The sequence below is a fragment of the Vibrio sp. 10N.222.52.B12 genome, from assembly GCF_002875385.1.
GTDB classification, from domain to species: domain Bacteria; phylum Pseudomonadota; class Gammaproteobacteria; order Enterobacterales; family Vibrionaceae; genus Vibrio; species Vibrio jasicida.
Genome location: NZ_MDAW01000139.1, coordinates 35,547 through 60,520, shown reverse-complemented (window position 1 = coordinate 60,520; position 24,974 = coordinate 35,547). Strand labels below are relative to the sequence as shown.

Sequence of the window (24,974 nt, the reverse complement as noted above, 5' to 3'; positions counted from 1 at the left end):
TTAAGTGAACTACATTGCGCTATCACAGTGGCCTTTTTGTTCCATGAAACTGTGAAATACGCTCCGTTTTTCTTTTGTATGTGAATTTGCGGTCAGATTTTGAGTAACTGTTTCATCTGTAAGTAAATCCAAAGGAAAGTGCGGTCAAACTCTAATTTTGAAGGCAGGGGCTTGTGATAGGCTCACTTCAATTATGGGGCAGAATCACCATCAAATTAGCAAGCCTTTCTATTTGAGCATCGGGATGCTGCCTATTTCCAGATCTGCACTGTTACCTTAGGACCCCATTATGGCGAAAGCACTAAAAATCGAATCTGGTCGTTACCTGAATATGGACCAAGTTGTTACGTTCGAACTCAGCCATGATTCCATCAAAATTACGTCGACGGTCGAGTCGTTTGCTCATGTTAATATCGGCATTGATGGTAAAACAGAATACGCCGATTGCTTTGTCTCGGTACAAGACTTTCACCGAATTAAACGTGAACTGTGTGACTACATGGGCATCGACGAGCCAACGCTATTAATTGACTGATCACTCAAAAATGACAACAAAATTACAAGTACAGTATGTGGTGTTGCAACTTGTAGTCTAACTTTTAACAACCACTGGCTAGGGTGAGCAATAACACGGCGGCGAAGATCGTCCGTTCACCAAATTCAATAAGGGACGTTATGTCTGATAAATACATCTCAATGATCCAGGATTTTTTTCATGTGTTCGAAGCTCTGAACCAATACGTCTTGGATTCCTACGGTGAATTGGCAGCGTGGGAAACTCAATTGGTGAGGCTTGATATTGACCAAGGTGATAAAGAAAAGTCGTATGACGTCGCGCAAGTCGCGAGCATGCTTAACTTTTCGGAAGACGCAGTAAAATCATTCTTAGTGGTATACAGCTTCTTAAGTAATAACCTTTACGATCTCATTGGTAATCGTGAGTACGAAGATTGGGGTACGGACGGCAACAGCCTGCAAGTCGAGTATTCTGATCTGACGATAGAATCATTTGATGCAGACCAAATTGCTCCTCTGATGGAACGTCGCGTCTACTTCGAATGGACGTTTGATGCATTGCAACGTACCTACGATGAAATGATGGCAATCAGCCACGGAAGAATTGCCTGACAGGTTTAATGTTTACTTAAACACCTGAGTAAACGTTAAAGCAAATACAAAAGCCGCTCATTCGTAGCGGCTTTGTTTTTGGGGCTTTCAAACGTTTCTGTTTCCTCTTCTTACAACTCTTGAATTAAAATCTATCGGCTAATCACGTATTGTGATGATTAGCGATTTACTTGTTAGAAGAACAAATATGAAAAAGACAATCTCAACAATGGTTTTAGCAATGGCACTTGTCGGCTGTGATGACGCAAGCAAAGCCATTGACCAAGCACAAGAAGCTGCAAACAAAGCGATTGATACGGTTCAAGAGCAGATGGATTCAGTAGAAGAAGCGTTTAACCTGGACCAATTTGGTGATGCTGCGGAATCTGCAGAAGAGCTTGCGGCATCGGTTGAAGAAGCAATGAATGTGGATTTCAGTGACCCTGAAGCACTTATTGAAGCGAAAGAACACATTGCCAATGCGTACGCTTGTTTGGTGGAAGCGTCTTCTGAATCGACAGTGGATAAGGTGATGGACAAAGTGATGTCATCTATCGGCAGCGAAGAAACCAAATCTCTGATTGAAGAAGGCATCGAGAAAGCACAAGCAGCAAAAGAGTGCGTGATGTAATCGCTCTCAGCGAATCAAACCGATGAAAAAGGGGATAGTGATATCCCCTTTGTTGTTTCTACACGTCGTTGTTTCTACGCTGTGCCAGATCTACTCGTTTTTAGCTCTTGCTGGAAGTAATCCATACAAAGCTGTTGGGCTTCCGGTTTAATACTGATTTGCTCGTTCTTTCGCAGCGACAAATACAGCTCTACGATCTTTTCAAATGCAGGAACTAGCGCTTCTCGTTCTGGCATGGCGACGGTTTGTTTTAGCTCCGCCGCAAACGCAGGCATGCGTGATTCTATTTTTCTCACGCCAGAAGGAGTCAACCCTTGTTGTTTCAGGGCTAATGGGGATATCGCAACAGAGCGTAGGAACGATAAAAATTCCGCAGCCTCAAAGTATTCCCCACGAGCAATTTTGGTTGCGCCGTAATGAACCCAAATCCAAAAGCGGTCTTCAATCCACTGTGGATCCGGTTGAGGGTAGTGAGGCGTCGCAGTCTCGAAGACTTGCGATAGCTGTCCGTCGCGTTCCCAAAGCACTTTGGTGTCATCAACCCGAGTGGCTGCATCCGGCAAAGAGACAAATTTGAAATCGACATGAATCGCATCTGGCGCGTAGATTGCGATCACCAATCTTGGTTCTCCCACGTGTTCACCAGTGAAAGCAGCGACTTGACCTTCTACTTGGTCGATAAGCGCAAAGCGTTCTGCCATTACCGAATCAAAATCTTCAGGATTGATGGCGATGACCAAATCCAAATCACTGTATTTGTCCATGGAGTCAGAGGCGTAAGAGCCACTTGCACCAATACCAAGAATGCGTGAGTCAGCAGTGAATACCGCAAGAATTTTAGTTAGAAGCTGTTCATGAGTTTGAGGAAGCGTGCTTGAGAATTTCATATTTTACCTATTAATCATGGTTGATATTAGAACCATCAGCAGAATGGTTAGTGCGGTAAAATTAGCGCAGCATTACAATATGGCGTGAAGCATCTTAAGACGCAACAAAAACCGCTCAAAATTGAACGGTTTTGATATGGACTGTTAATTACTTCAGCGAGTTATGGTGCATAAACTGCTCGTCGATGCCTTTCAGTTTTATGTCATCCATGATGAAGTTCACCGTATTCAGTAAGCGCTGTTCGCCTTTAGGGATCAAGTAGCCAAACTGACCTTTGGTGAACGGGTCTTCGCAGCGAACCGCTTCTAAACGCTCGTCCGTGACTTGGTAGAATAACCCTTCCGGAGTTTCTGTCACCATGACATCAACTTTGCCCGCCGCGACGGCTTTCGGTACGTCTAAGTTGTTTTCGTAGCGGGTGAAATGAGCTTGTTGCAGGTTTTTATCCGCAAAGGCTTCATTTGTACCACCGATATTGACGCCGACTCTAACCGAAGGGTCGTTAACTTTTTCGAGCGTATTGAATTGCGCTGCTTTGCCTTTTGCAACCAAGAAACACTTACCAAATGTCATATAGCCTTGTGTTTGCTCTGCGTTCAGTTGGCGTTGCATTTTACGTGTGATACCACCCATGGCGATGTCGTATTTGTCTTCATCAAGGTCATTGAGTAGATCTTTCCATGTGGTACGAACCATCTTCAATTTGACGTCTAGTTGCTCCGCAATGTGGTTGGCGACATCAATGTCATAACCAGAATAACTTTCGCCGTCATAGTAAGAAAACGGTTTGTAATCGCCCGTTGTTCCAACACGTAAGGTGCCTGATTTTTGTATGTCTTCCAGCTTATCGGCTTGGGCAACCCCGGAAAGTGCCAGTGCTACGGAAGCAAGTAAAAGTGTTGTTTTTTTCATTGTCGTTGTTTTATGTGTTGTGTTGTGTTTGTTTGAACACTCAAAGTAACAGGAAGTATCAGAAAAAGAGATCAAACCAATAAGAAAAAACACCATATTGAAGAAAAAATAGCGACATTGAATTTGATTGCATTTGCTAATTTATACGTATTAAAAGCAAACTTTTTCTTATGAATGGCAGAGCGTTATGAATCGAATTCACCCTAAAAAGTTACTTCGCAGCAAATGGACTGCGACAGAGCCGGTAAACAAAGAGAAGCACTTCATCATTTCAGAAATGGAGTTTGATGAAGAAGGCAACGTCGTGAGATGCGTGATTGAAGCGGTTATGACCAAGCGAGAGCGCGAGCTAGATTGGCATGATTTGAAAGACACACAACAATGGCGACAAGGATGGAAATAACCGTGGTGTGATGACCAAAAACGAGATGGAGTTAGAAAAGTCACCAAAATCAATAGGCTCGTGATAGAGACTTTGCTATTAATTGGTGAGTGATTTATTTAGATTCTAAGGTAACGCCATGATCGATTTCGAAAACTCATCGATATTCAAACTTAAGCCAATTGAAATCTCCAAGGTGCGCGACGATTTCCACAAATTCTTAATTGACGGAGAGAGCATTTTCGCTGGCTTCAAAACGGTGCGTGACCAAGTGGTGTTCACCAACAAACGCGTTATCGCAGCTAACGTGCAAGGGATTACAGGTTCAAAAGTGGACTACACCTCTCTGCCATACAGCAAGATTAATGCGTTCTCGATTGAAACCTCAGGCACGCTTGATTTGGATTGTGAGATTGAATTGTTCCTCAGTGAAGTAGGGCGAGTGCGCTTTGAGATCAGGGGCTCTTTTGACCTCGTATCGTTTAACAAAATGATCAGCGAGCACGTACTCGCTTAGACAATGGTTTAAGCGCTAATTCAGCCAAAGACAAGGAGTCATCATGGCGACACAAAAACAAGGCAAGGAAGCATTAAGTAAACGCAGCAAGTCTCTGATATTTATCCTTGGTTTCTCTGCTGGGGTTATTTTCTATCTAATGATTCGATGAGTGTTAACGATAGATAACACGTTTTAAGGAAGCATGTAATGCTTCCTTTTTTCATTCCTTTGATTTGTTATCTGAGCGAAATGTTGAAACCAGCAAGAGAGATAAATAGCCTTCTAAATTCAATTATTGATATGTGTACACTTGCTTAATGATTTGTTGCACGATATTTTCCCTATCAATGGATGAAAAATAGTGTTTTTCTCTAATTTGGAAAATGCGTTAATAATGAACATTATGGTTTTTGGCTGCTAGCGATATGAGGTGAGTTATCGATACCCAAGTTTACGATGTATTCTGTTCTGAACAAGCGCAAGGTAACCCTTGTGGCGTGGTGTTTTTGTCTCATTGGTTAAGTGATTCAGAGATGTTGTCGATTGCACAAAGTGTCGCACAACCTGTCACCTCATTTCTTAGTCATATCGATAACTGTTGGCGCATTCGTTGGTTTTCTTTGACCAGCGAGATCAACCTGTGTGGCCATGGCAGTATGGGGGCTGGTGCGGCCTTGATTGCTCGCCTAAAGCAGCGTTCTGTTAAGTTACACAGTGATTATGGCGACATTACTATCGTTAAGCATGGTTGCCAGTATCAAATGGCACTTCCATCATGGGAAGGTAAGCCAGTGCCGACGAGTTTGGATTTAAGCTTGTTAAATCTGGAGCTATCAGGAGTGCAGGCAGTTGATGTGTTTACTACTCGCGATCTTGTTGTGGTGTTGGAATCAGAACAGCAAGTGAAACGTTACCACCCCAATTTTACTTGCCTAAAACAAATCCGAGATTTCCATGCGGTGATGGTTACCGCTCAACGAGGCCCTAACGATTACGTATTGCGCTATTTTGCACCCAAAATTGGAATTGATGAGGATATTGCAACGGGCTCGGCACAATGCACGTTAGCGCCATATTGGTTTAAGAAGTTGGACGTCGACTCACTGAATGCTTCTCAGCTTTCAGAGAAGGGTGGCTTTTTCCAAATTGCGAAGCTCAGCTCTGACACGTTAGTGATATCTGCGTCGGTGCATTTGAGAGTTCAGTAAAGCCTCTCTTCAAATACATCGGTACGTAAAACACATTTATGGTGTTTGCGAATCCCTTTGTTGTCGCGAAATGACAAGACAAGCGGTTTTGGTTTTTTTACCTTTCGACATTTAGACAAAGTGAAGGGCAGAGGATGACGGTTGTATTTGAAGGTGTCCCTTTGGTTAGATCGGAGTGGGTGCATTATTTAGCGGAGCTCTATAAGCGGAGTGATGTCGATGTGCATCAGCTTATAAAGGTAACACAGGCGCCAGAAGATATTCAGATTACTGATGTTGAGTTTCTACCTGAAACCACGCTTAAAAATCTTATTTTAGCGTTTGGGAAATCTTGCTCACCAGAAACCTTTATTTACACCATCTTGGGGATGTGTCGTGATTTGTATGTGCCTAAAATTTTAGAACAGTTATCCCTGACTCCATCAATGACGGTAGCGGAAGGCATCGAAGAGTTTTGCCGTGTGATTCCCCTGTTCTCAAATAACACTCGTATTAGTCTTGAGCGTTACCACAATCATCTTTGGTTTGCTCGATACAAAGATGGTGACGCTGAATCATGGTACCAATATGCTGAGTTATTCAGTGTTATCTTCATGGATGAGTTGGTTGATGCGCTCTCGAACTCTAAGCAAAAAACGTTGAATGTGAGTCTAAAGTGCGCAGGGGTGGCACCGTTTTTTAACTGCTCTCAGCTTCAGCATATTCAGTTCTATACTAATCGTGCAGCTACAGGCATTCAGCTCGATGATGGCATCTTAAGCCAAACGGTTTGTATGCCCAGTAAAAGACAATCTGTTGTGAAAGCGCCTCTTAGTGAGATACCAACGTCTTTTCTTCCCTCTTTTCGATTAGCCGTTCAGCCTTATACTTCTGTGGGACGGCTTTCTATTCTCGACGCGTCGCGTATTTTGGGGATCAATAAACGAACTTTGCAACGGCGCTTGTGTATGGCTGGCGTCACCTATAGCGATGTCATTGAAGAATTACTGTTGGAAAGAAGTTTACGCTTATTAAAAGATTCACATCTATCAATCACAACCATTGCGTCGTCATTGGGGTATACCGATACAGCAAACTTTACTCGATTTATTCGAAGAAAAATGGGAATAACGCCGTCTGCTTATCGGAAGGCATCGTCTTTTCTTACGTCTTAGCGCATAAAGTGACATTTCGGTTAAAGAGAGTGTGCCGACGGAATAGTTCAGTTTGGTGGCACGAGGTGACAATTTATATTTCTCTCAATCCATAAGATTAGGAGTATCGAAACCAAAGAGAGAAGCAAACATGTCACATCGATTCCATGAATACCGTTCACCGCTTACCCAATCCTTTGAACACGCCATTGACTACTTAGAGTCATTAAATGAGCGACCTGTAGACAAGTGCATCACTTCTCAGGAGTTGAGACAAGCGATTGGTGGGCCACTCCCATTGACACCAACGCAGCCGTCAGTCGTTATCAATGAGATGGTTAAAAATGTTGATGCAGGCTTGATCGCAACGGGGGGACCACGTTTCTTTGGCTATGCCATTGGCAGCTCTTTCCCTGCTTCATTGGCGGCAGATTGGCTGGTGAGCGCATGGGACCAAAATGTACCGTATTATGTTACTAGTCCAGCTTTGTCAGTGGTTGAAGAGACCGCCGCAGAATGGATGACCCAACTACTTGGCTTGGCGCCAAATTCGGGTATCGGCTTTACATCTGGTGCCCAAGAGGCGATTTATACAAGCCTTATTACCGCTCGTAATGCACTTTTAGAACGTGCAGGCTGGGATGTGGCAAGTCAAGGTATGTATGGTGCGCCGCGTATTAATGTTGTTGTGAGCGATCAAATTCATTCAACGATTAAACGTGCTCTTTCCATGATTGGAATCGGTTTGGAAAACATTGTTAAAGTTCCAACGGATGAAAACCTACGCATAATTCCAGATTCCCTGATGGAGACCATTACTGCACTTGAGGGGCCAACCCTAGTTTGCGCGCAAGCAGGTTGTATCGACTCAGGAGCGTTCGATCCTTTCCACGCACTTGCTGATGCCGTTGCTGCTCATGGTAATGCATGGTTGCATGTTGATGGCGCTATTGGGCTTTGGGCGGCAGCGAGTGCCAAACATCGTTATCTACTGGATGGTATCGATAGAGTTGATTCAATTGATACAGATGGTCATAAGTGGTTTAACATGCCCTATGACTCGGGAATGGTCATCGTGAAGAACGCAGGTTTGCTGGCTCAAGCGATGGGCGGCAGCAATATGGGTGACTACCTTAATGACGCGATGGATAAGCCAGATCGCAATGCGATCAACTTTGGGATTGGTGCTTCGCGTCGAGCTCGTGGTGTGCCTGTTTATGCTGCGTTTAAGTCATTAGGTAAGCAGGGGATCGAAGACCATGTTGACCGTTGTACTGCGCTTGCACAATGTATGGCAGAAAAACTTTCAACAGTGGATGGCATCACTATCCTCAACGATGTGGTGTCGAATCGTTTTTCAGCACAGTTTGGTGAAGGAGGCGAGGAATATCGCAATGAGCTAACGGCCCGTGTTGTACATCGACTGCAACAAGAGGGAACTCTTTATCCATCGACTTCTGGTTATAAGGGGCTTAAGAGCATGCTGTTTTCTGTACTAAGTTGCCATACTTCCAAGGAAGATATCGATTTGTCAGCAGAAAAGATCATCGAAGCTTACCTGACAGAGAAAGAACTAATGAGCACCAAATAACATGTTAATGGTTGACTGTTAGTCGCCGTATCAACGCAAACCCAGCGATAATGCTGGGTTTTTTATTTTGGGTGGATTCTGGTAGGCATGCAATGACAATTAATCCGTCTTTGGTTTCTTTATTCTTTTTAAATGACTTCTTCCATTCAATAAGGATTCCTATATGAAATCAAAACTACTTACTTTTCTCTTTGGATTGGTCGTTCTAAATGGATGCTCAAGTGCCACTTCCGTTGATAGCCACCTTATCAGTGCTTCTGGGGTAGATGTGGCTTTCTTAGTGAGCAAAAATACCGACCTGTTAGGGCAGTTAGAGTATTCAAAAGCCGATACAAAGAGTCATGCTGCTCTCAACCAAACTCAAACCGACATCAAGGTATTCAAAGACGAAGAAAATACCTTAACGCTTACTCAGGTGAGAAGCTGCAACAATTGTAATTACCACTTAGTGCATGAACATAAGAATAAACTGTCCCCAATTGGCGAGGAGCGCCAACATACTTATATCGGTAGAAAAAAGCTGGCGAGCCTTTATTTAGATCATCCGGTTTATGTGGACAAAATTCGCGCTTTTATCAGTGCCAACCCATCGGTAGCAGAAAATGAGGAAGCGTGTATTGACGTGATTGTGGCTTTTTCAAAAACGAGTCGTATTGATGTTGGAACGCTCACCAACTGTGCAGCGCCATTAGATAGTCACTCAGTTAAAAACGTACAAATGGTACCATTAAGTTGATGCTTCAATGCGACAGCATCTCAAGATTCACACCAAAAAGAAGAAATACAAAAAGCATACGAATGCCAGTAGCGTTGCAGAGAGCACGGGATAAATGATGTAAGAGTCTTGCTTACTGGTGCGTTGGTAACAAAGCGAAACTAGCAAAATGTTATACACGACCAATAATAAGCTGATCATGGTGCCACTATTCAGATTAAGGCTTGGCAGTTGAGTTAGAAAGAATGCCAGCAACAGATAATCAAAAATGATCAGCCAAAGAAAGGCTTTTTTGAGCGAATCTTTTTGGGTTTTATTGGGCGCGCGTACAGGCATATCGAACTCAACTAAACAGTGATAGCAACAATTATTAGCAATGCAAACAGCAATCGAGATGAAAGGTCACACCATGTATTTGTTGTGACCTTTTTTGATTTTAGAGGTCTTGAATTTTCGCTTTTGGCGTTTCTGAGTCCACCGAATAGCGAATCACTTCTTGTCTGATCACGGGTTGGTTAAATTCTGCTTTTTGCTTGGCTTTCTGTAGTTCACTGTCTTCTTGATTACCGAAGAAGGTCTCAAGCACTTGCGCGGCTGGCGTGGTCAGAATAAATAACTCTATACGACGGTTTTCACTCGAATCGGGTTCGTCAGGATTAAGTAATGCGCGATCCGACATGCCTGTCACTTGCATCACACGCTCATCCGGCATGCCACCCTCGACTAAGGTGTTTCTCGCGACATCCGCTCGTGAAGCCGAAAGCGCCCAGTTAGATTGCTTTCCAAAGCGTTTTTTAAACGGAGTAGAATCGGTGTGCCCACTGATGATGACTGGGTTACTGATGCGCTCAAACACTGGAGCTAAAGCAAGTAATAAGTCTTCAAAGAAAGGCGTCAACTCGGCGCCACCTCGGCTGAACATATGCTGTTTGTAATCATCTTGCAGCACAATACGCAACCCTTGCGGTGTAATGGTGACATTCACGTTACCTTGCGCGCTGATTTGACCTACGACTTCATCAATTACTTTAGCCAGTAGAGCAAGTTGCTCTTGAGTGTCGAAATTGCCTGGGATCAGCGAGTCAATCTCTGGGCCATCGCCATCACCTTGGAAGAAGGAACTGACGACGTGGTTTGAGTTGTGTTTGCTTGGCACAGAAGAGTCCTGTGCCAAGTCGATAGGAGAGATACTTTGTGAGGTATCGAAAGGGTTACCGTAGCTCTTATCAAAAACGCTCGAACTATGAAGGTGCGCGACAATGGCTTTGCGCTCTTCCTTGTCGACCACTTGCATGACCCAAAGGACAAGAAACAGCGCCATCAACGCGATCATGAAGTCGGCAAACGCGACTTTCCACGCGCCACCATGAAACTCATCATGGTTATGTGCTTTTGCGCGTTTGAACACCACATGTTCTTGTTTTTGCATTATCCCTCCTGTTCAGCTAGCCACTTCTCCATTTGGTTGAAAGTTGGTTTGATGTCTAACTGAATGTGTTTACGGCCAGCGTCGATGGCGAGTAATGTTGGCTTCTTCGCGACGTAAGCAACCAAGGTGGCGCGTACGCATTCAAAAGCCGTCATGTTTCGTCTGACTCGCTGAGCCATGGCATTACTGAGTGGATCTAAACAACAGTAACAACCAAAAATACCAATGAACGTACCAACGAGGGCAGCGGCAACGTGATAACCAATCAGCGCAATGGAACCATCAATGGCTTGCATGGTGATGATGATGCCACCGACTGCGGCAAGAATACCGAATCCGGGAAGTGCTTCTGCAGTGCGCTGCATTGAGCGTGAAGGCAGTAACATCTCGGTTTGAATGGCTTCGATTTCTTGTTCTAGCAGTCCCTCTAATTCATGAGGCGACATTTGTCCCATTGCCATTAAACGTAAATTGTCGGTAATGAACGAAATAAGGCGATGATCGTTGCTCACTTTTGGGTACGCGAGGAAGATCGAACTTTGTTCCGGTGATTCAATGTGTGAATCTAGGAATTTAAAACCACGACTGCGTGCGGTTTCTAGCAGGTTATTTAGTAGTGCCATCAGCTCCATGTAGTACTCGTATTCCTGACGCGGGCCAGAAATCGTTGCACGCACTTGCTGACGCATTTCTTTTAACACTTGAGGCGGGTTACCGATGATCAGAGAGCCAGCTGCGGCTCCGATGATGATCAGAAACTCGGCCGGTTGCCAAATCGCACCAAGTTTACCTCCTGCCCACATGTATCCACCAAAGACACACAACAGGACGGTAATGGCTCCAAAAAACTTTTGCATCTTTGACTCCTAAGAGGACATTAATTGATTGAGTTGTTTAAGCGCTTGTTTGTGCAACTGACAGATGCGAGGTGGCGTCAGATCGAGCACGAGCGCGATTTCATGTAGGTTGAGTTCGTGTTGATAAAACAGAGTCAGTAGCAACTGGTCGCGCTTCGACATTTTGCTAAGTGCGCAATCTAAGCTACGACGAATATGTTCATGTTCCATCCCGTCGTATTGACCGCCGAAGTGGCTGTCTCCCCCTGTTTCCATTAATTGATCAAGGCTCTGCATTTCGCCCGCCAGCGCTGCATTTTGGCGGTTGTAGAAGTCTTGCTCATCAGTGCCGAGTGCTTTAATGATCTCGGCATCGGTAGGCATTCTGCCAAGTTCACGGGTTAGGTCACGTGTGACGTCGTTTAGTTCGTGTGCTTGTTGACGGGTCTTACGTGAGCGCCAATCTAAGCGGCGAAGCTCGTCTAAAATAGCGCCACGAACCCGACAAACGGCAAAAGCGGGGAAGTGTGTGTCATCCACATCCCCATAACGACGTCCTGCTTCGACGAGCGCAATTAGGCCAATTTGCTGCATGTCTTCAATGCTGCAATGCGAAGTAGCATGAACGCGGAGTTGGTTTACGACGCGTTTCACCATGATTTGATGGCGTTGCAGCAGTGCGTTTTCGTCAATTGGGCGAGACGGCGTATTCACTTCCTCCGTCGCGGTATAACTTTCCTGTAAGTTCATCTCCAACATAGTCGTGCTCCGTTATTGCACAACGTATTTGGTTAATAGAACATCATCGATATCACGCACGATGTCAGTTTTCGAAAACGCTAAGAGTAAGGTCTCTTTGACTTCGTTTTGCAGAATATCGATAGACCCCGCCTGCTGTAGCTCATCAAAGGTTTTATCGCTGAACAGCTTGAGCAATGAGTTTTGTACCATTGGCATGTAGTTATCGATGTTCTTAATGCGCTCTGGACGACGCGTTTCTACGGCCAGTTCCAGCATCACAAAGTGCGTCTGCTTTTTACCTTTGATAGTCAGCACCACTTTGTCCAATGGGTGAAAACTCGGTCCGTTGCTGGTCGGTTCTTCTGCTGTTAAGAACGCGAGTGGAGAATCTTCCAAAAAAGCGCTGACGCCTGATTCCGATGAGGCGGATTCTGAACTTTTATTTATGTACCAAATACCGCCAACCACCGTGGCGGCCGAAACGAGGGCACTGGTGATGATCATGGCGATAAACAGGGCGATCATTTGTTGTTTGGTCATAACCTTTTTCCTCGATGATTAATTAGGCTTGAGTGTTCAGCCAATGCTCTGAATAGTTTGTTGTTGTATTTGATTGAAAAGTGCCGGATTCACGAGCCGCAAAAATAGTGGTGTCTTCTTGTGGGCTCTCATGGTCATGACGGTCTTGACCTTGATCCGAACCGACATTGACATCCACATGAACAAAGTTCTGCTCTTGAAGCTCAGCACGTAAACGCTCGGACACTTGCATTAATGCTTCACGCGTAGCGGCTGTGTTGGCGTTAATTTGCACGCTCAAACGATCCCCTTCGACACGAACCAATAAATCCAATTTACCGAGATCTGGTGGGTCTAAGCGGATTTTGGCTTCTTGCAAGTTTTGCTGCGCTTGTAAGGTCACACGATCGTGTAAAACCTGCATCATTTGTTCACCCCATTTACTAGAGTTGGTATCAACACGTACGGCCGCCCACTCCGCGCCTTGAGCTTGAGTAGCTGCCAGTGGTGAGGTTGGGTTCGAATGCGGCGCTGTTGCTGTTTGCGCTTGTGAGTTGGCCGCTAGCACTTGCCCTTGAGCTGGTTGATTAAGTAGAGTTTGCAAGTCCGAAGCTGATACCTTTAATACGCTCGTTGCACTGGCTTTAGGGGGGCTTTGGTTCTCCTGCACAGTGGTGTTAAGCATTGGGTTTACTTGGTTTCCGACATTTGTGCTTTGAGACGCATTACCTGCCGATACTTGCGCAAGTTGATTTGTTTCGCCTTGCTTAACCGCGGTTTTGCTCATTCCTTGGATTAGGGTTTGCGCTTGAGTGGCGAGATCCATGGTGGCAGGAACCGCAATCAACAATGCTTCAGCTGAGGTCACTTCAGCGTTGAGTTCAGGTGTTTCAGCTTTTGGCTGGGTAACTTCCGTCGGTAAGGCTTGCGCATTTAAACGGAACCCCGCAACAACAAGAGGTGCGTTGGTTTGGTGCTGTTGGTTTACCGCGGTTGAACTGGGGTGCGAAAAGCCTTGCTCTGAACGCGCTTGTGAGATTTTCCCTGCTGACGACTGAGAAGGCGCACTTGCAGGCATTGAATTGGTTACCATCATTGCGTGAGCTCCATCGTCATCGCGAGCTGATAAGCCATCGCTCGTTCTTGTTGATCATTCACCTTGCTCATCTCTTGTTTTAATTCGCTGGTGGCTTTTTCTAGAGCGGTGAAAGCGCACGCATGCACCGCTTTTGCCCGCTGAATTTCAGGAGCGAGTTTTGGATCTTTAAGATACGGCTTATGACTGATCAGCAGTTCACGCAACTGTAGGTCGTAGCGTTTCAGTGCTGGCCAATCGGCCGTTTTTGTGGCGATTTGGATCAGTTTTGATAAGTGGCGAAATCGCTCTGGCGACACTTTATGCTTGCTGTCCAAAATTCACCCATCCTTCTCGAATGTTGCCCATTACTCGCTCGACATTGTCTAAACGGGTTGCGTCGTTTTGTACGCTGGTGTAATACAGCTCAACTTGGCAGAAGTCATACAGTTGGCGTAGGTTCTCTGCAATTTCGCCGCCATTTTCTTCATCTAGGGCACTGCTTAAACCAATTAAGATGTTCATGCATTTGTTGATGCCTGTGCCTTTTTCTGCCAGACGATTGGCCGCGAGATGGCCTCGAACACGTTCAACTTCATCAAGCAGACCATCAATTAACATCACCACCAGTTGGTGTGGGTTGGCGGATGCGGCTTGCGCATCCAGATCGACTTGTTGGTATGAGTCGTAGCCAGAATCCATGAGCATAATTATTTCTCCTAAAGGCTTAACCAAACATCGACATGGTTTGGTTCATTTGCGTCATTAAGGTGTTCATTTGGGTAAATTGGGAGAGGTAGCGGTTGTACGACATCTCGTATTTACGCTCTAGCGTAGTTTGCTTGTCCTCGATGCGGTCTAAGTTGGCTTGCAGGGCGTCTTTACGTGAATTAAAGGTGCCAGATGAGAATTTTAGGAAAGGTTCCGCCATATCATCGAGCGAATCCAACAAGGCTCCGTCGCCATTAAACATCGCCTCTAATCCAGCACTGTTGTTCTTCTGTGCTTCGGTAAACTTATCTTGGTCCACTTTCATTTTTCCGCTGCGGTCAAGGGTGATGCCGATTTCATTCAGTCGCATTCCACCATGTTCTCCGCGCACCAAATTAGTTAACTGGCTTTCAATTGAGCGTAGCGTTGGGTCACTGGCGAGCACGCCACGAGCTTTGTCTTCACCGCCGATTTGAGTGTATTCATCAAGCGTCGAAACCAGAGAGTTGTAGGCTTCAACAAACTTATTGAGTTGTTCTTTTGTGCCTTCGCTGTCAGCGCCAATCCCCAGCCCTACTGCCGCTTCACCTGAGGTTTGTGCTTTCGTGACCGTGATGTCGACGCCATCAATCACGCCTTCAAAGGTGTTACTTGCGTTAGTCAACTGAAGTCCGGTGCCTTCCGCGCCGAGCCAAATCACGGCATCTTGTGGTTTACTGATTTCAGTTGTGTTGGTAAAGGCATCTTCAAACCAAGCTTGCCCCGTGCCAGAGGCGTTTACATTGATGGTGTTCGCAACGCCTGTTTCAGTGCTCGACAACATGAAATGCGTTTGACCGTTTGAGCGCACTAATGTGGCGTTGACACCGGGATTGTCAGCATTGTTATTGATAGCACTGACTAAATCAGTCACGGTTGCTTTGCCATCCCCATCGGTATCAACAGTTGATAGATCCAACGTCATGGTTTCGCCATCAATGGTGAATTCCAATGTGCCTGTGGTCGGTATTTCTGTTGTGGCATCCAAATTTGCTGGCATGCCTGTAGAGAGCTGATGTGAGGTCGCGACTTGCTCAACGAAAATTTGGTAGTTGCCCGACATGGCGTTGGCATCGGCGTTAGCCGAGAAGTACCCATCTTGAGAGAGCGTCGCCGTGTTCTTGATGATGCTACTGGTGCTGCTGTTCATCTCATTGACGGCTGTGCGGAAATCACGCAGCGCGCTTTCTACTTTTCCTAGTGCTGTCAGTTGAGCTTGGTATTTATCCGCTTGAAACTGGTAGCGTTGTTGAAATGGCTGAACATCTAACGTGGCGAACTGGGTTGCCATGGTGATTGGATCTAATGAACTCATGAGGTCGCTCCCTCTCTCATCTGTATTTGGCGTCTTGTGCCAGTAATAAATGAACAATCGCAAGATGCGTGCCTGTTATTTATTTTTATATATAACAGTATCTTGCAGTGGTTTTTGCTGTTTGAGAGGAAGCGCTTTTTCCACCTTGATGGTTCCGCTTTCCCCTTGGTAATTCCCGGGGTTTCCCAAAGAGAAAAGGCGACCAGAATAAGCAAATGATTTAATTAAATAGGAGAGAAATGACTGGCTATGCTGATGTACGCATAGTGAGCAGATTTCGGTGTTTACTGCTAAAGGATTCGGATTTTTCTGACCCTGTCGGAAGGTGAAGTTTTGTTATCTTATGCCCCTGCAATTTTTGTGGTTGCTTACGTCTGGCTATTTCCCCCAATTAAAAATTAAAAGAACGACAGTAATGAATGAATTTGTTTTACGACTGATGAAGTGTGCACGTGCTTACGAGGCATTTATTGGAACCAAACTGCGCAGTAAACAGAACATTAATGCCGAGGAGCTGGCAAGCATCCGTATTGAAGCGGTTTCTCGTTTCCCTGAGTTAAAAAGCTACCAACGTGACCGTGGTGTTGAATCGGCTGAATTGGAGCTGTTTAATAAGGTGCTACATAACACCATGCTTAAAGCGGGTTTTCGTGTCCCAACTGCAAACCAAACCCGTGATGCTAGCGGTATCTATATTCGTCGCTAAGTGTTTGGCATCATTAAGAACAAAAAAACCTCCCAAATACTGGGAGGTTTGACTTTCGGACGGATTAAATCAACAGCCTTATTGGGGGCTACTGAGCTTAATCGTTGATTAACGAAGTAGCGACATTGCCATACCTGGCAATTGGTTTGTTTGAGAAAGAACCGTTGTGCCTGCTTGCATTAGCATTTGGTTCTTCGTCATGTTTGAAGATTCAACGGCAAAATCAGCGTCAGTGATACGGCCTTTCGCAGCTGACGTATTTTCAACCATGTTGCCTAGGTTTGTCATTGTGTGCTCAAGACGGTTGATGTTCGCACCCAATGCTGAACGTGCAGTACCGATTTGACCTAGAAGACCTGCATCACCGGTCGCGCCAGTCAGTGCTGTCATTGCAGTTTGAGCATTTGCTTCAGATGTTAGGTCGCCAACTGCTAGTGCACCAGATGTGCCGATTGAAGCGTTGATTGCTTGCACTTGCGTTGATACGTCAACTTCAAGTTGTTCGCCTGCTTGAGTACCAATTTGGAAGTTAACAGCTGCTGCACCAAATGTACCAGCATCTTGTAGAAGCTTGTTACCACCAAAACTCGTTGAGTCCATGATGTTCGCGAGCTCTTCACCTAGCTGCTGGTATTCCTCGTTTAGTGCCGTGCGGTCGTTTGCCGATACAGAACCGTTCGAAGCCTGTGTTGCTAGGTCGTTCATGCGGTATACGATGTTTGTCATTTCATCCATCGCGCCTTCCGCAGTTTGCATCATTGAAATGCCGTCTTGCGAGTTACGCATTGCAACGCTCATGCCGCGAGTTTGAGACTCAAGACGGGTAGCAATTTGTAGACCTGCTGCATCGTCTGCTGCTGAATTGATACGGTAACCCGTGCTCAAACGTTCCATAGACGTGTTAAGTAGGTTACTTGTATTGTTCAGCGTGTTCTGAGTTACAAGCGATGCGAAGTTAGTATGCATAGATAAAGCCATCTTGGTCTCCTTAGTTTTTCACTATTCTTTCAGGCTTCGGGATTCTCCCTTGCTCACTAACTAGAGGCGGTCGATTCGTTTTAATGATTAATTGGAAATTTAAAAATTTTATCGAAAAGCGCTAGTTTGATGGTTTTTAGTGACTTACATTCCAGAATATTGACTGTTTAAGGTTAATTAGACAGAAAAAAGGGCGAATTCCGAGACAAGAATTCGCCCTTTTGCTTTTGGGTGGCTTATTCATCATCAAACGATTTAAACGACAATGAGGTGGGAATATCACTGAAATAGCCGAAGTAATAACTCGCACCAAGTAATCGATAGCGGTTGAGTTCACTTTGACTTGCGACTCTCCCGGCAACCCAAGAAATGTGGTTACCCCTTAAAAATCGCGCAATGGGTAGAAATGCATGTTGCTCTTGTTTGTTTTCCATCGTCACGGACAGTTTGATCATATCAGGGGCAAATTCGGTGATGCGCTCGAAGTGTGTTTGATGTGTCGAGACTTCAAACCATAAGGCAAAGGCGTTCTCTTTCAATTGTTCTACCAAAGGAGTCACTCTATCGTGCAGACATAGGGTCTCATCGGCTTGAAGGGAAGGGATAACATGTTGAAAGGCCGCATTATGGAACTGAATCATCTGATTCAAGAAGTGCGCACCAGGCTGCCAGAGCAGGGCATCAATGCGGATGGGAACCACCACATTGCTGATTAAATCAGGATGAAAGGTTTCGAGTTGGAATTGAGTCTGTCTTAGAGCTAAGTAAAAGCTGTACAGATCTAAGCAATATTGCATTTGCTCTGATAACTGAAACTGATAGACACTCTGCTCGCCGCGTAGGCCAAAGCGCAACGTGAGGTGTTGGTATTCCACCTCGCCAGTTTTAGTTTCACGGATGGCCTGACAGACGTGTTGAATGTCGTTGTGCTTGAGTGCATCAAACACCAGTTGGTCGTCGTCCGTGACAATGTGTTGCAGCGCAAGGCCACATAAATAATCGTACATCGCTTTCGTTGATATGAGATTAACCAAGATTTCCTACCACGTTGATCTGTTTATTTTCTGGGATTTCATTGTAGGACAATACCGCGAGTCCTTGAGTAAAGGTACGAGCATAACGAGCCAACAATGGGCGTAACTGAGGCATCACTAATAAGATTGGTGGTAAGCCCTGTTGCTTGAGTTGTTGACGAATTAAAGGCAAGTTTTGTTGGAACTGACCAAGAATGTTCGGTTCTATCGGGAAACTGTCTAGCATCACGGTGCCCGCAGCTTGTGCTTGTTGCAGAGAGGTCATCAACATTTGCTCTAACTCGTCTGAAAGCGCATAGACATTGAGCTCGTTCTTTTGTCCTGCGACCAAGTTCACCAAGGTACGTTTTAGTGCGCAGCGTACATCTGCCGCAAGTAAAATTGGGTCTTTAGTGTTCTCAGAAGACTCCAACATGGTGTTAGCAATGGTACGAATGTCCTTTAGAGGCACTTGATCGAGCAGAAGCTGACGGTAAACCTTAAGCTGCTGTGCTGGGGTCAGTGCAGCGGCTAAGGCCTCGGCTAATTTAGGAGCTTGTGCCGTGAGTCGTTGAGTCATAGCTTCAACATCGTCATGGGTAAACAATTCAGCCAAATTGGTTTTCATGATTTTGCTGATGTGCGTGGCGATGACAGTACCATCGTCAACGACTTGATAACCCATATTCAGTGCTTTGGCTTTATCTTGATGTTCAATCCAAACTGCAGGCAGTTGGTAGGCAGGGTCGCTGCCCAAAATACCGTCGACTTCACCGTAGGTTTCCCCCACGGCGATCGCCATTAAACGTTCTGGCTCAATCAAGCCTTGCTCAATTACTTCGCCATTTAGCGCGATGGTGTACTGGTTTGGTTTTAGGCTGAGGTTGTCGCGGATACGAACTTCTGGTAGCAGAAAACCCACTTGCTCAGACAGGTTTCGGCGTACACCGCGAATACGCTGTGCCAAAGGGGCGCCTTGTTCTTTGTTTACCAAGTGCACCAAACGGTAACCGAGCGCCAAAGATAGGGTATGGACGTGTGGAATATCATCCCAAGTTAGTGCGGCTTCTTCTTCCTGCATCGCTTGAGAAAGGGCTTCGACTTGTTCTATTTGTGGGTCTTGAACCGGTTGTTTGCTTTGTCGCCAGCCTGCAAACGCCAATACGGCAGCAAAGGTGAAGAAGGCGAGGTGAGGCATTCCCGGAACTAAACCAATCACGGTCATGATTACCGCAACGGTGAACAGAGTAGCAGGTGTTGCTAGAAGCTGCTTGTGCATGGTTTCCGACATGCCGTTATCGCTGTCGTTAATGCGAGTAACGATAATGGCGGCTGCGGTTGCCAGTAATAGCGATGGGATCTGTGCAACTAAGCCGTCACCGATGGTTAGCAGTGCGTAAGTCTTAAAGGCTTCTGATGCTGGTAAACCGTGTTCAAACACACCAATGCTGATACCACCAATGATGTTGATGAACAAGATCAGCAAACCTGCGACCGCATCACCACGAACAAATTTAGACGCACCATCCATAGAACCGTGGAAGTCGGCTTCGTTTGCCACTTCTTTACGACGTTGACGGGCGGTTTCTTGGTCAATCAAGCCAGCGTTTAAATCGGCATCGATGGCCATCTGTTTACCCGGAAGAGCATCCAAGGTAAAACGTGCCGATACTTCGGAAATACGCTCACCACCTTTGGTGATCACGACAAAGTTTATGATCATCAAAATGATGAACACCACCATACCGACTACGTAGTTTCCGCCGATCACCACTTCACCAAAGGCTTGGATGACTTTACCTGCGGCATCGCTGCCGTTATGGCCTTCTAACAAGACGATACGGGTAGATGCGACGTTTAACGTAAGGCGAAGTAGCGTGGCGACCAAAAGAATGGTTGGAAAAATCGAAAAGTCGAGCGGTCGCTTCGCCGTGGTGCTGACCAGCAATACCAAGATCGCTAAGACAATATTGAAGGTAAACAGCGCATCCAGCAGTAGTGGCGGTAGCGGCAATATGACCATTGCCAACACCATCAACAAGACGATTGGAATACCAATGTAGCCTTTGGTGGAGGATTGAAGTTGTTTTAACCGGTTAAGCATACTTTCGTTTCCTTGGGTAAACGCGGGTTAATCAGTGCTGCAAATGCTTTGGAATTGAAAAATGAGGCAAAGGCGTCGGCGCTTGTCCGTCGCCTTTACGAAAGGCTTTCAATTGCAAAACATACGTAAGAATGTGTGCAACAGCGATAAAGAGCTGGCTCGGAATGGCTTGCTCAATCGCGGTTGTGTGATAAATCGAACGAGTCAGTGGCGGCGAGTTGATGATCTCGACTTTGTTCTCGCGTGCGATGCGTTGGATGTGCATGGCCGTTTCATCGACGCCTTTTGCGACCACAAATGGGGCGTCTGAAAGTGAAGGTTCGTATTTCAATGCGACGGCGTAGTGGGTTGGGTTGGTGATGACCACATCTGCAGTGGGCACCATCTTGTCGATTTTACGTCGCGCGAACTGTTGTTGAATCTGGCGAATACGCTGTTTGACTTCTGGACGGCCTTCGTTATTTTTGAACTCTTCTTTGAGCTCCTGCTTCGTCATGCGCAGTTCTTTTAGGTGCTCCCAACGTTGGTAGGGAATATCAATCACACCAAACAGAAGTAAGGCAAACCCCATCAATAATAAGCCTTCAAACAGTATCGACATGACCATTGAAAAGCCTTGGCTAAGCGGCAAATTTTGCATACCAAGTAAAGGCTGGAGGTGATTATCTAAGTAGCCATAGAGAATGCCAAAGATGACCGCGACCTTGAATGTCGATTTCACCAGTTCTACAACTGAGCGGGTTGAGAAAATACGTTTGATGCCCGAAATAGGATTGAGTTTGGAGAGCTTTGGTAACACATTGGCTGGTCGGAACATCCAACCTCCCAAGATCATGCTGCTGCCAAATGTCACGATAATGATGACTGTGAAGAGGGGTAATAGCATTTCAATGATGACCGCCAAACTCTGCCCAAGTTGCTCTACCATTTGTTTTGGGTTGTCTAAATCAGCACGGGTTAAGGCCATGTTGTAACGGAATATACCTGTCATGCTTTCCCAAATACTGCTGAGCTGAGAGTAAAAGTACAATGCGACCGCTAAGAAAATCACGGCGGTGGTGAATTCTTTTGCACGAGGAATTTGTCCTTCCTGGCGAGCTTTTTTGACTTTCTGGGGGGAGGCTTTTTCGGTTTTGTCTTGTGATGACTGATCGCTCATGCGCCCCCCAACATAAAGTTATTCAAGTGGCGAATGGTGTCATGCACTAATGCGGTGTAACGGCTAGGGACACCAGAAACGGATATCAAGACGCTGAACAAACCTAGCAGCATAGTCATAGGGAAGCCCAGAGCGTAAACGTTTAATGAAGGCGCGGCGCGATTCATCACACCAAAGCTAATGTTTGCAAGCAGCATGGATACAATGGCAGGTAGAGCCAAAGCAAGTGAAGAAGCGAATATCCAGCCGAAAATACTGACCACGCCTTTCAGCGAGAGTGCGGTTAACCCAGAGCCAACGGGCCAGACGACAAAGCTTTGTATGACGATGTCGATAACCAACAAGTGCCCCTCCAGAGCGAGAAATAATAAGGTCGAGAAGATTAAGAACATGCGACCAAGAATCGCCACGGAAAGGCCGTTGACCGGGTCATTCATCATTGCCATGCCTAATCCCATTTGCAAAGAAACGATTTGACCAAGCATGGTAAAAACATTGAATAGCATGTGCAGAATAAGGCCAAACATCAGCCCCCATATCGCTTGTTCGAATGCAAGGAACAAGGAAGTCATAGAAAACAGTTCGACTGCTGGCATGGGTGGCATCAGTGGTGCGGTGATCACCACGATAGAGAAGGCGAGTAAGCTACGGACCCAAACTGGAATCAACGCATCGCCAAAGAATGGCATGGAAATAAAGACCGCACCGATGCGAAAAAACGGCCACCAAAGTTGACCGAGAATCACAGACAGTTCCGCAAACGTGATCGCCATTAGCCGATCATTCCCGGAATGTTATGGAACAAGAAATCAAACAGCTCCATGATTTTTCGTAGCATCCAATGCCCTGCAAAAATCACCATCAACAGGGTGACCAGTAGACGTGGCAAAAAACTTAAGGTTTGTTCGTTGATTTGGGTTGCGGCTTGAAATACCGCAATGCCAAGACCGACGATCAATCCCGGAACGACTAAGACTGCTACCATTAAAATGATCAGCCATACTGCGTCAGAAAACAGTGTAACGGTTAACTCAGGTGTCATATTGCCTCCTGCTAACCGAAACTGGCGGAAAGCGTGCCAACCGTCATTGCCCAGCCATCGACAAGAACAAATATCACCAACTTGAATGGCAATGAAATGATCAGAGGTGAAAGCATCATCATACCCATTGCCATCAATACACTGGCGACCACAAGGTCAATGATCAAAAACGGAATGAACAGCATGAAGCCAATTTGGAAGGCGGTTTTCAGTTCACTGATGACAAACGCAGGGAGTACAACGGCGAAAGAAATATCCTCGACGTTTTGGTCGATGGGTTCATTGGCAATGCGTAGCATCTGCTCTAAAGAACTTTGATGCGTTTGCGCCAGCATGAAGTTTCTGACCGGTTTTTCTGCAACGGAGAACGCTTGTATCAAGGTAATTTCACCGTTGTCGTAAGGTTGGAAGGCATTATCGTAGATGTCAGTCCAAACCGGACGCATGATGAGCAGAGTGAGTGTCAATGCAATGCCAACCAGCACGCGGTTCGGTGGGCTTTGTTGCAGGCCCAAGGCTTGGCGTAAGATCGCCAAAACAACAATGATTCGCGTGAAGCTGGTGGCCATCAAAACAAAGGCTGGTAAGAAACTGAGTGCGGTCATGAGCAACAGAATTTGGAGCTTAACGCTGTATTCTTGTTGCGTGCCCCCATCGGACACCGACAAAATGGTCAAGCCGTTATCTGCCGCCATGGCTGGGAAGGCAAACAACAGCACGCCAACCAACCCCAATACTAGTAACGGCAAACGACGCTGCCAAACACTCAGACAATTCATTACGCAACCCACCGGAATTTAGCGTCCAACACCGCTCAACGCTGAGTCGTGTACATCAATAAGACGAAGACCATATTTGTCGTTAATGACCACGACTTCCGCTTGCCCCATCAGAGACCCGTTTACTTTTACATCTAAAGGCTCGCCATTGAGTTTATCCAATTCGATCACGGTTCCTTCGCCCGCTTTCATCAAATCCCCCAATGGGATTTCTTTGCTAGCGACTTCCAAGGTCACAGTGACGGGAATGCTTTTGAAAAAGCTTAAATCGCGCTCAGCGGCAGGCTCCGGTTTGAAGGCTTGCTCCGTTTCAAAATCCTCTAACTGAAAGTCGTCAAAATTTAATTCATCGGCGTCGAATGCTTGGTTCTCTTGCGCTTCGCTCATCGCTGCGATTCCTTATCTGGGTTAAAAATCAATACAAGCTGACCGTCTTGTTCTGCAACACGACCAGTGAAAAGAGGTTGATTACCGATGCTGACTGGTACGGTATTGAGCAGCTCGATAGGCAGAATATCGTTAGGCTGTAAGCCCGCTACATCACTGAGCGCCATGGTCTTTTTGCTCAGTACGACATTGAGGCGAACAGGCGTCGTTTCCAATGAACGACAAAACGGTTGATAGAGATCAGCATCAGTATGAAGCTCAAGCTGCTCAATTAAGGTTTGGATTAATGTGCTATCGAGTTTGAGATGAATGGCACCTTGGTAGTCTTCGAATGTGATCGCAAGCTCCGCATGCAAACCAATTCCGCGCGGCGTTTCGTACTCGCAGGTTTGCCACATCTCTTGGGGGGCAAGCCAGTTGGTAATGATACGGCTGATACGTTCTTGAAGGCGAAGATCACTGGCCGTCAACGTGGTCGAGGCGCGGTCGTTGCTTGCGCCATAAAAGCGGTCGGCGAGTTTGACTAAGGTATGGGCATCACTGTGGATAAAGACCATGCCACCCTCTTGATGCAGATAGCTCGATGTTTGGTCTTTATCCAACAAGGTTGGTGAGAAGCGATGTAGCTCTACCGAAGTTAAGGTCGCCTCAATTTTGTTGGAGCTGAGCCAATTTTGTAACTCGTTGGTCAGGCTAGTACAAGATTCTGAAATTAAAATTTCGAGCTTTTCACGAATGATATGAATTGGCTTGCCTAGCAGTTCTACATCAAGCAATTTGATGTCAGAAATAGGCTCATTAACTCTACTTTCCATTTATATTTTACCGTGCCTTAACAAACGAAATTGTTTTAACTTAATTGCGCACAGCATACACAGACTTTTTTAGATTCTTTTAGTTTCAACTTTAAAGATTGTGACTTTAGTTCATATGTTGATTTGAATCGAAGCATAGGCACTTTTAATAAAAATTAAAAAACGGTAGTTTGAACTAATAAATCAGTTATTAATAATTATAACAAGTAGTGAGCTAATTCGTTGTTATTTCAACCAAGTGCAGTCGGTGGTTGTAGAAT

General features: G+C 45.7%; 30 protein-coding genes. 10 read left to right on the top strand and 20 right to left on the bottom strand.

Going from position 1 to position 24,974, the window contains the following annotated elements:
* Window positions 1-289 precede the first annotated feature (289 nt).
* The 3 genes from BCT11_RS19950 (at window position 290) to BCT11_RS19940 (ending at window position 1,738) form a co-directional block, all read left to right on the top strand.
* Entirely contained in the window at window positions 290-535 is a 246-nt protein-coding gene (locus BCT11_RS19950; RefSeq protein ID WP_102389081.1) for a hypothetical protein, read from the top strand.
* A gap of 140 nt (window positions 536-675) precedes the next feature.
* Window positions 676-1,128: a hypothetical protein gene (locus BCT11_RS19945; RefSeq protein ID WP_009705016.1), complete on the top strand. Its 453-nt coding sequence runs from the start codon at window positions 676-678 to the stop codon at window positions 1,126-1,128.
* Window positions 1,129-1,315: 187 nt separating this feature from the next.
* The gene (locus BCT11_RS19940; RefSeq protein WP_009705015.1) at window positions 1,316-1,738 is read left to right on the top strand and encodes a hypothetical protein; all 423 of its coding nucleotides are present in this window, start codon (window positions 1,316-1,318) and stop codon (window positions 1,736-1,738) included.
* Between the two features lie 74 nt (window positions 1,739-1,812).
* On the opposite strand, the gene BCT11_RS19935 is transcribed toward BCT11_RS19940, so the two are convergent.
* Both BCT11_RS19935 and BCT11_RS19930 read right to left on the bottom strand, forming a co-directional pair.
* On the bottom strand, window positions 1,813-2,625 hold the full coding sequence (locus BCT11_RS19935) for an aminoglycoside 6-adenylyltransferase (RefSeq protein ID WP_102389080.1): 813 nt from the start codon (window positions 2,623-2,625) through the stop codon (window positions 1,813-1,815).
* Between the two features lie 148 nt (window positions 2,626-2,773).
* Window positions 2,774-3,538 carry a transporter substrate-binding domain-containing protein gene (locus tag BCT11_RS19930; RefSeq protein WP_102389085.1) on the bottom strand — a complete coding sequence of 255 codons (765 nt, stop codon included), beginning with the start codon at window positions 3,536-3,538 and terminating at the stop codon, window positions 2,774-2,776.
* A 187-nt stretch (window positions 3,539-3,725) separates the two neighbouring features.
* Between BCT11_RS19930 and BCT11_RS19925 the strand changes: the two genes are divergently transcribed.
* The 6 genes from BCT11_RS19925 to BCT11_RS19900 all read left to right on the top strand — a co-directional run bounded on the left by BCT11_RS19925 (window position 3,726) and on the right by BCT11_RS19900 (window position 9,087).
* Window positions 3,726-3,941: a TIGR02450 family Trp-rich protein gene (locus tag BCT11_RS19925; protein ID WP_038868488.1), complete on the top strand. Its 216-nt coding sequence runs from the start codon at window positions 3,726-3,728 to the stop codon at window positions 3,939-3,941.
* Between the two features lie 118 nt (window positions 3,942-4,059).
* Window positions 4,060-4,437: a PH domain-containing protein gene (locus BCT11_RS19920; protein ID WP_102389079.1), complete on the top strand. Its 378-nt coding sequence runs from the start codon at window positions 4,060-4,062 to the stop codon at window positions 4,435-4,437.
* 419 nt (window positions 4,438-4,856) lie between these two features.
* Window positions 4,857-5,627 (top strand): PhzF family phenazine biosynthesis protein, encoded by a 771-nt coding sequence (locus tag BCT11_RS19915; RefSeq protein ID WP_102389078.1) that lies wholly within the window; start codon window positions 4,857-4,859, stop codon window positions 5,625-5,627.
* Between the two features lie 134 nt (window positions 5,628-5,761).
* Window positions 5,762-6,781 carry an AraC family transcriptional regulator gene (locus BCT11_RS19910; protein WP_102389077.1) on the top strand — a complete coding sequence of 340 codons (1,020 nt, stop codon included), beginning with the start codon at window positions 5,762-5,764 and terminating at the stop codon, window positions 6,779-6,781.
* Between the two features lie 130 nt (window positions 6,782-6,911).
* Window positions 6,912-8,351 carry a pyridoxal-dependent decarboxylase gene (locus BCT11_RS19905; RefSeq protein ID WP_102389076.1) on the top strand — a complete coding sequence of 480 codons (1,440 nt, stop codon included), beginning with the start codon at window positions 6,912-6,914 and terminating at the stop codon, window positions 8,349-8,351.
* 163 nt (window positions 8,352-8,514) lie between these two features.
* On the top strand, window positions 8,515-9,087 hold the full coding sequence (locus BCT11_RS19900) for a hypothetical protein (protein WP_102389075.1): 573 nt from the start codon (window positions 8,515-8,517) through the stop codon (window positions 9,085-9,087).
* 27 nt (window positions 9,088-9,114) lie between these two features.
* Here BCT11_RS19900 and BCT11_RS19895 read toward each other — a convergent pair whose 3' ends face one another.
* From BCT11_RS19895 to fliD, 9 genes are all read right to left on the bottom strand, one after another.
* Window positions 9,115-9,402, bottom strand: a complete 288-nt coding sequence (locus BCT11_RS19895) for a hypothetical protein (protein ID WP_038868338.1) — start codon at window positions 9,400-9,402, stop codon at window positions 9,115-9,117.
* Between the two features lie 100 nt (window positions 9,403-9,502).
* Window positions 9,503-10,495 carry a flagellar motor protein MotB gene (locus BCT11_RS19890; protein WP_038868340.1) on the bottom strand — a complete coding sequence of 331 codons (993 nt, stop codon included), beginning with the start codon at window positions 10,493-10,495 and terminating at the stop codon, window positions 9,503-9,505.
* Entirely contained in the window at window positions 10,495-11,352 is an 858-nt protein-coding gene (motA, locus tag BCT11_RS19885; protein ID WP_038876444.1) for a flagellar motor stator protein MotA, read from the bottom strand. Before motA ends, BCT11_RS19890 begins: the two co-directional genes overlap by 1 nt.
* A 9-nt stretch (window positions 11,353-11,361) precedes the next feature.
* Entirely contained in the window at window positions 11,362-12,090 is a 729-nt protein-coding gene (locus BCT11_RS19880; RefSeq protein ID WP_102389074.1) for a FliA/WhiG family RNA polymerase sigma factor, read from the bottom strand.
* 12 nt (window positions 12,091-12,102) lie between these two features.
* A complete protein-coding gene (locus BCT11_RS19875) occupies window positions 12,103-12,612 on the bottom strand; it encodes a flagellar basal body-associated FliL family protein (protein WP_102389073.1) in 510 nt (169 codons plus the stop codon).
* A gap of 22 nt (window positions 12,613-12,634) precedes the next feature.
* Window positions 12,635-13,687 (bottom strand): flagellar hook-length control protein FliK, encoded by a 1,053-nt coding sequence (locus BCT11_RS19870; RefSeq protein WP_102389072.1) that lies wholly within the window; start codon window positions 13,685-13,687, stop codon window positions 12,635-12,637.
* Entirely contained in the window at window positions 13,684-14,004 is a 321-nt protein-coding gene (locus tag BCT11_RS19865; protein ID WP_038876435.1) for a hypothetical protein, read from the bottom strand. Before BCT11_RS19865 ends, BCT11_RS19870 begins: the two co-directional genes overlap by 4 nt.
* Window positions 13,988-14,374 carry a flagellar export chaperone FliS gene (gene fliS / locus BCT11_RS19860; protein WP_038876432.1) on the bottom strand — a complete coding sequence of 129 codons (387 nt, stop codon included), beginning with the start codon at window positions 14,372-14,374 and terminating at the stop codon, window positions 13,988-13,990. Before fliS ends, BCT11_RS19865 begins: the two co-directional genes overlap by 17 nt.
* A 19-nt stretch (window positions 14,375-14,393) precedes the next feature.
* Window positions 14,394-15,731: a flagellar filament capping protein FliD gene (gene fliD / locus BCT11_RS19855; protein WP_042604860.1), complete on the bottom strand. Its 1,338-nt coding sequence runs from the start codon at window positions 15,729-15,731 to the stop codon at window positions 14,394-14,396.
* Between the two features lie 415 nt (window positions 15,732-16,146).
* Here fliD and BCT11_RS19850 point away from each other — a divergent pair, with 415 nt between their 5' ends.
* Window positions 16,147-16,437 carry a hypothetical protein gene (locus BCT11_RS19850; protein WP_038868358.1) on the top strand — a complete coding sequence of 97 codons (291 nt, stop codon included), beginning with the start codon at window positions 16,147-16,149 and terminating at the stop codon, window positions 16,435-16,437.
* Window positions 16,438-16,545: 108 nt separating this feature from the next.
* Here BCT11_RS19850 and lafA read toward each other — a convergent pair whose 3' ends face one another.
* The 9 genes from lafA to BCT11_RS19805 form a co-directional block, all read right to left on the bottom strand.
* Window positions 16,546-17,415, bottom strand: coding sequence for a lateral flagellin LafA (gene lafA, locus BCT11_RS19845; RefSeq protein WP_038868362.1), 870 nt, complete (start codon window positions 17,413-17,415; stop codon window positions 16,546-16,548).
* Between the two features lie 236 nt (window positions 17,416-17,651).
* Entirely contained in the window at window positions 17,652-18,422 is a 771-nt protein-coding gene (locus BCT11_RS19840) for an EAL domain-containing protein (RefSeq protein WP_198593975.1), read from the bottom strand.
* Between the two features lie 19 nt (window positions 18,423-18,441).
* Window positions 18,442-20,532: a flagellar biosynthesis protein FlhA gene (flhA, locus tag BCT11_RS19835; protein ID WP_038868367.1), complete on the bottom strand. Its 2,091-nt coding sequence runs from the start codon at window positions 20,530-20,532 to the stop codon at window positions 18,442-18,444.
* A gap of 31 nt (window positions 20,533-20,563) precedes the next feature.
* Entirely contained in the window at window positions 20,564-21,691 is a 1,128-nt protein-coding gene (gene flhB / locus BCT11_RS19830) for a flagellar biosynthesis protein FlhB (protein WP_042604856.1), read from the bottom strand.
* Complete coding sequence (gene fliR, locus BCT11_RS19825) at window positions 21,688-22,464, bottom strand: flagellar biosynthetic protein FliR (protein ID WP_102389070.1); 777 nt, start codon at window positions 22,462-22,464, stop codon at window positions 21,688-21,690. Before fliR ends, flhB begins: the two co-directional genes overlap by 4 nt.
* On the bottom strand, window positions 22,464-22,733 hold the full coding sequence (gene fliQ / locus BCT11_RS19820; RefSeq protein WP_038868373.1) for a flagellar biosynthesis protein FliQ: 270 nt from the start codon (window positions 22,731-22,733) through the stop codon (window positions 22,464-22,466). Before fliQ ends, fliR begins: the two co-directional genes overlap by 1 nt.
* 11 nt (window positions 22,734-22,744) lie before the next feature.
* The gene (fliP, locus tag BCT11_RS19815) at window positions 22,745-23,512 is read right to left on the bottom strand and encodes a flagellar type III secretion system pore protein FliP (protein ID WP_102389069.1); all 768 of its coding nucleotides are present in this window, start codon (window positions 23,510-23,512) and stop codon (window positions 22,745-22,747) included.
* An 18-nt stretch (window positions 23,513-23,530) separates the two neighbouring features.
* The gene (gene fliN, locus BCT11_RS19810; protein ID WP_038868377.1) at window positions 23,531-23,899 is read right to left on the bottom strand and encodes a flagellar motor switch protein FliN; all 369 of its coding nucleotides are present in this window, start codon (window positions 23,897-23,899) and stop codon (window positions 23,531-23,533) included.
* Window positions 23,896-24,714, bottom strand: coding sequence for a flagellar motor switch protein FliM (locus BCT11_RS19805; protein WP_038876421.1), 819 nt, complete (start codon window positions 24,712-24,714; stop codon window positions 23,896-23,898). Before BCT11_RS19805 ends, fliN begins: the two co-directional genes overlap by 4 nt.
* Window positions 24,715-24,974: the final 260 nt, after the last annotated feature.

Excerpts from the sequence above, each read along its gene's own strand:
- flhA (WP_038868367.1), bottom strand. The coding sequence starts at position 20,532 with ATGCTTAACCGGTTAAAACAACTTCAATCCTCCACCAAAGGCTACATT.
- BCT11_RS19940 (WP_009705015.1), top strand. The coding sequence starts at position 1,316 with ATGAAAAAGACAATCTCAACAATGGTTTTAGCAATGGCACTTGTCGGC.
- BCT11_RS19920 (WP_102389079.1), top strand. The coding sequence starts at position 4,060 with ATGATCGATTTCGAAAACTCATCGATATTCAAACTTAAGCCAATTGAA.
- BCT11_RS19925 (WP_038868488.1), top strand. The coding sequence starts at position 3,726 with ATGAATCGAATTCACCCTAAAAAGTTACTTCGCAGCAAATGGACTGCG.
- motA (WP_038876444.1), bottom strand. The coding sequence starts at position 11,352 with ATGCAAAAGTTTTTTGGAGCCATTACCGTCCTGTTGTGTGTCTTTGGT.
- fliD (WP_042604860.1), bottom strand. The coding sequence starts at position 15,731 with ATGAGTTCATTAGATCCAATCACCATGGCAACCCAGTTCGCCACGTTA.
- lafA (WP_038868362.1), bottom strand. The coding sequence starts at position 17,415 with ATGGCTTTATCTATGCATACTAACTTCGCATCGCTTGTAACTCAGAAC.
- BCT11_RS19900 (WP_102389075.1), top strand. The coding sequence starts at position 8,515 with ATGAAATCAAAACTACTTACTTTTCTCTTTGGATTGGTCGTTCTAAAT.
- BCT11_RS19805 (WP_038876421.1), bottom strand. The coding sequence starts at position 24,714 with ATGGAAAGTAGAGTTAATGAGCCTATTTCTGACATCAAATTGCTTGAT.
- fliN (WP_038868377.1), bottom strand. The coding sequence starts at position 23,899 with ATGAGCGAAGCGCAAGAGAACCAAGCATTCGACGCCGATGAATTAAAT.
- flhB (WP_042604856.1), bottom strand. The coding sequence starts at position 21,691 with ATGAGCGATCAGTCATCACAAGACAAAACCGAAAAAGCCTCCCCCCAG.
- BCT11_RS19870 (WP_102389072.1), bottom strand. The coding sequence starts at position 13,687 with ATGATGGTAACCAATTCAATGCCTGCAAGTGCGCCTTCTCAGTCGTCA.
- fliR (WP_102389070.1), bottom strand. The coding sequence starts at position 22,464 with ATGGCGATCACGTTTGCGGAACTGTCTGTGATTCTCGGTCAACTTTGG.
- fliP (WP_102389069.1), bottom strand. The coding sequence starts at position 23,512 with ATGAATTGTCTGAGTGTTTGGCAGCGTCGTTTGCCGTTACTAGTATTG.
- BCT11_RS19950 (WP_102389081.1), top strand. The coding sequence starts at position 290 with ATGGCGAAAGCACTAAAAATCGAATCTGGTCGTTACCTGAATATGGAC.
- BCT11_RS19890 (WP_038868340.1), bottom strand. The coding sequence starts at position 10,495 with ATGCAAAAACAAGAACATGTGGTGTTCAAACGCGCAAAAGCACATAAC.
- BCT11_RS19880 (WP_102389074.1), bottom strand. The coding sequence starts at position 12,090 with ATGTTGGAGATGAACTTACAGGAAAGTTATACCGCGACGGAGGAAGTG.
- fliQ (WP_038868373.1), bottom strand. The coding sequence starts at position 22,733 with ATGACACCTGAGTTAACCGTTACACTGTTTTCTGACGCAGTATGGCTG.
- BCT11_RS19930 (WP_102389085.1), bottom strand. The coding sequence starts at position 3,538 with ATGAAAAAAACAACACTTTTACTTGCTTCCGTAGCACTGGCACTTTCC.
- BCT11_RS19905 (WP_102389076.1), top strand. The coding sequence starts at position 6,912 with ATGTCACATCGATTCCATGAATACCGTTCACCGCTTACCCAATCCTTT.
- BCT11_RS19850 (WP_038868358.1), top strand. The coding sequence starts at position 16,147 with ATGAATGAATTTGTTTTACGACTGATGAAGTGTGCACGTGCTTACGAG.
- fliS (WP_038876432.1), bottom strand. The coding sequence starts at position 14,374 with ATGCTCATGGATTCTGGCTACGACTCATACCAACAAGTCGATCTGGAT.
- BCT11_RS19910 (WP_102389077.1), top strand. The coding sequence starts at position 5,762 with ATGACGGTTGTATTTGAAGGTGTCCCTTTGGTTAGATCGGAGTGGGTG.
- BCT11_RS19935 (WP_102389080.1), bottom strand. The coding sequence starts at position 2,625 with ATGAAATTCTCAAGCACGCTTCCTCAAACTCATGAACAGCTTCTAACT.
- BCT11_RS19895 (WP_038868338.1), bottom strand. The coding sequence starts at position 9,402 with ATGCCTGTACGCGCGCCCAATAAAACCCAAAAAGATTCGCTCAAAAAA.
- BCT11_RS19840 (WP_198593975.1), bottom strand. The coding sequence starts at position 18,422 with ATGTACGATTATTTATGTGGCCTTGCGCTGCAACACATTGTCACGGAC.
- BCT11_RS19945 (WP_009705016.1), top strand. The coding sequence starts at position 676 with ATGTCTGATAAATACATCTCAATGATCCAGGATTTTTTTCATGTGTTC.
- BCT11_RS19875 (WP_102389073.1), bottom strand. The coding sequence starts at position 12,612 with ATGACCAAACAACAAATGATCGCCCTGTTTATCGCCATGATCATCACC.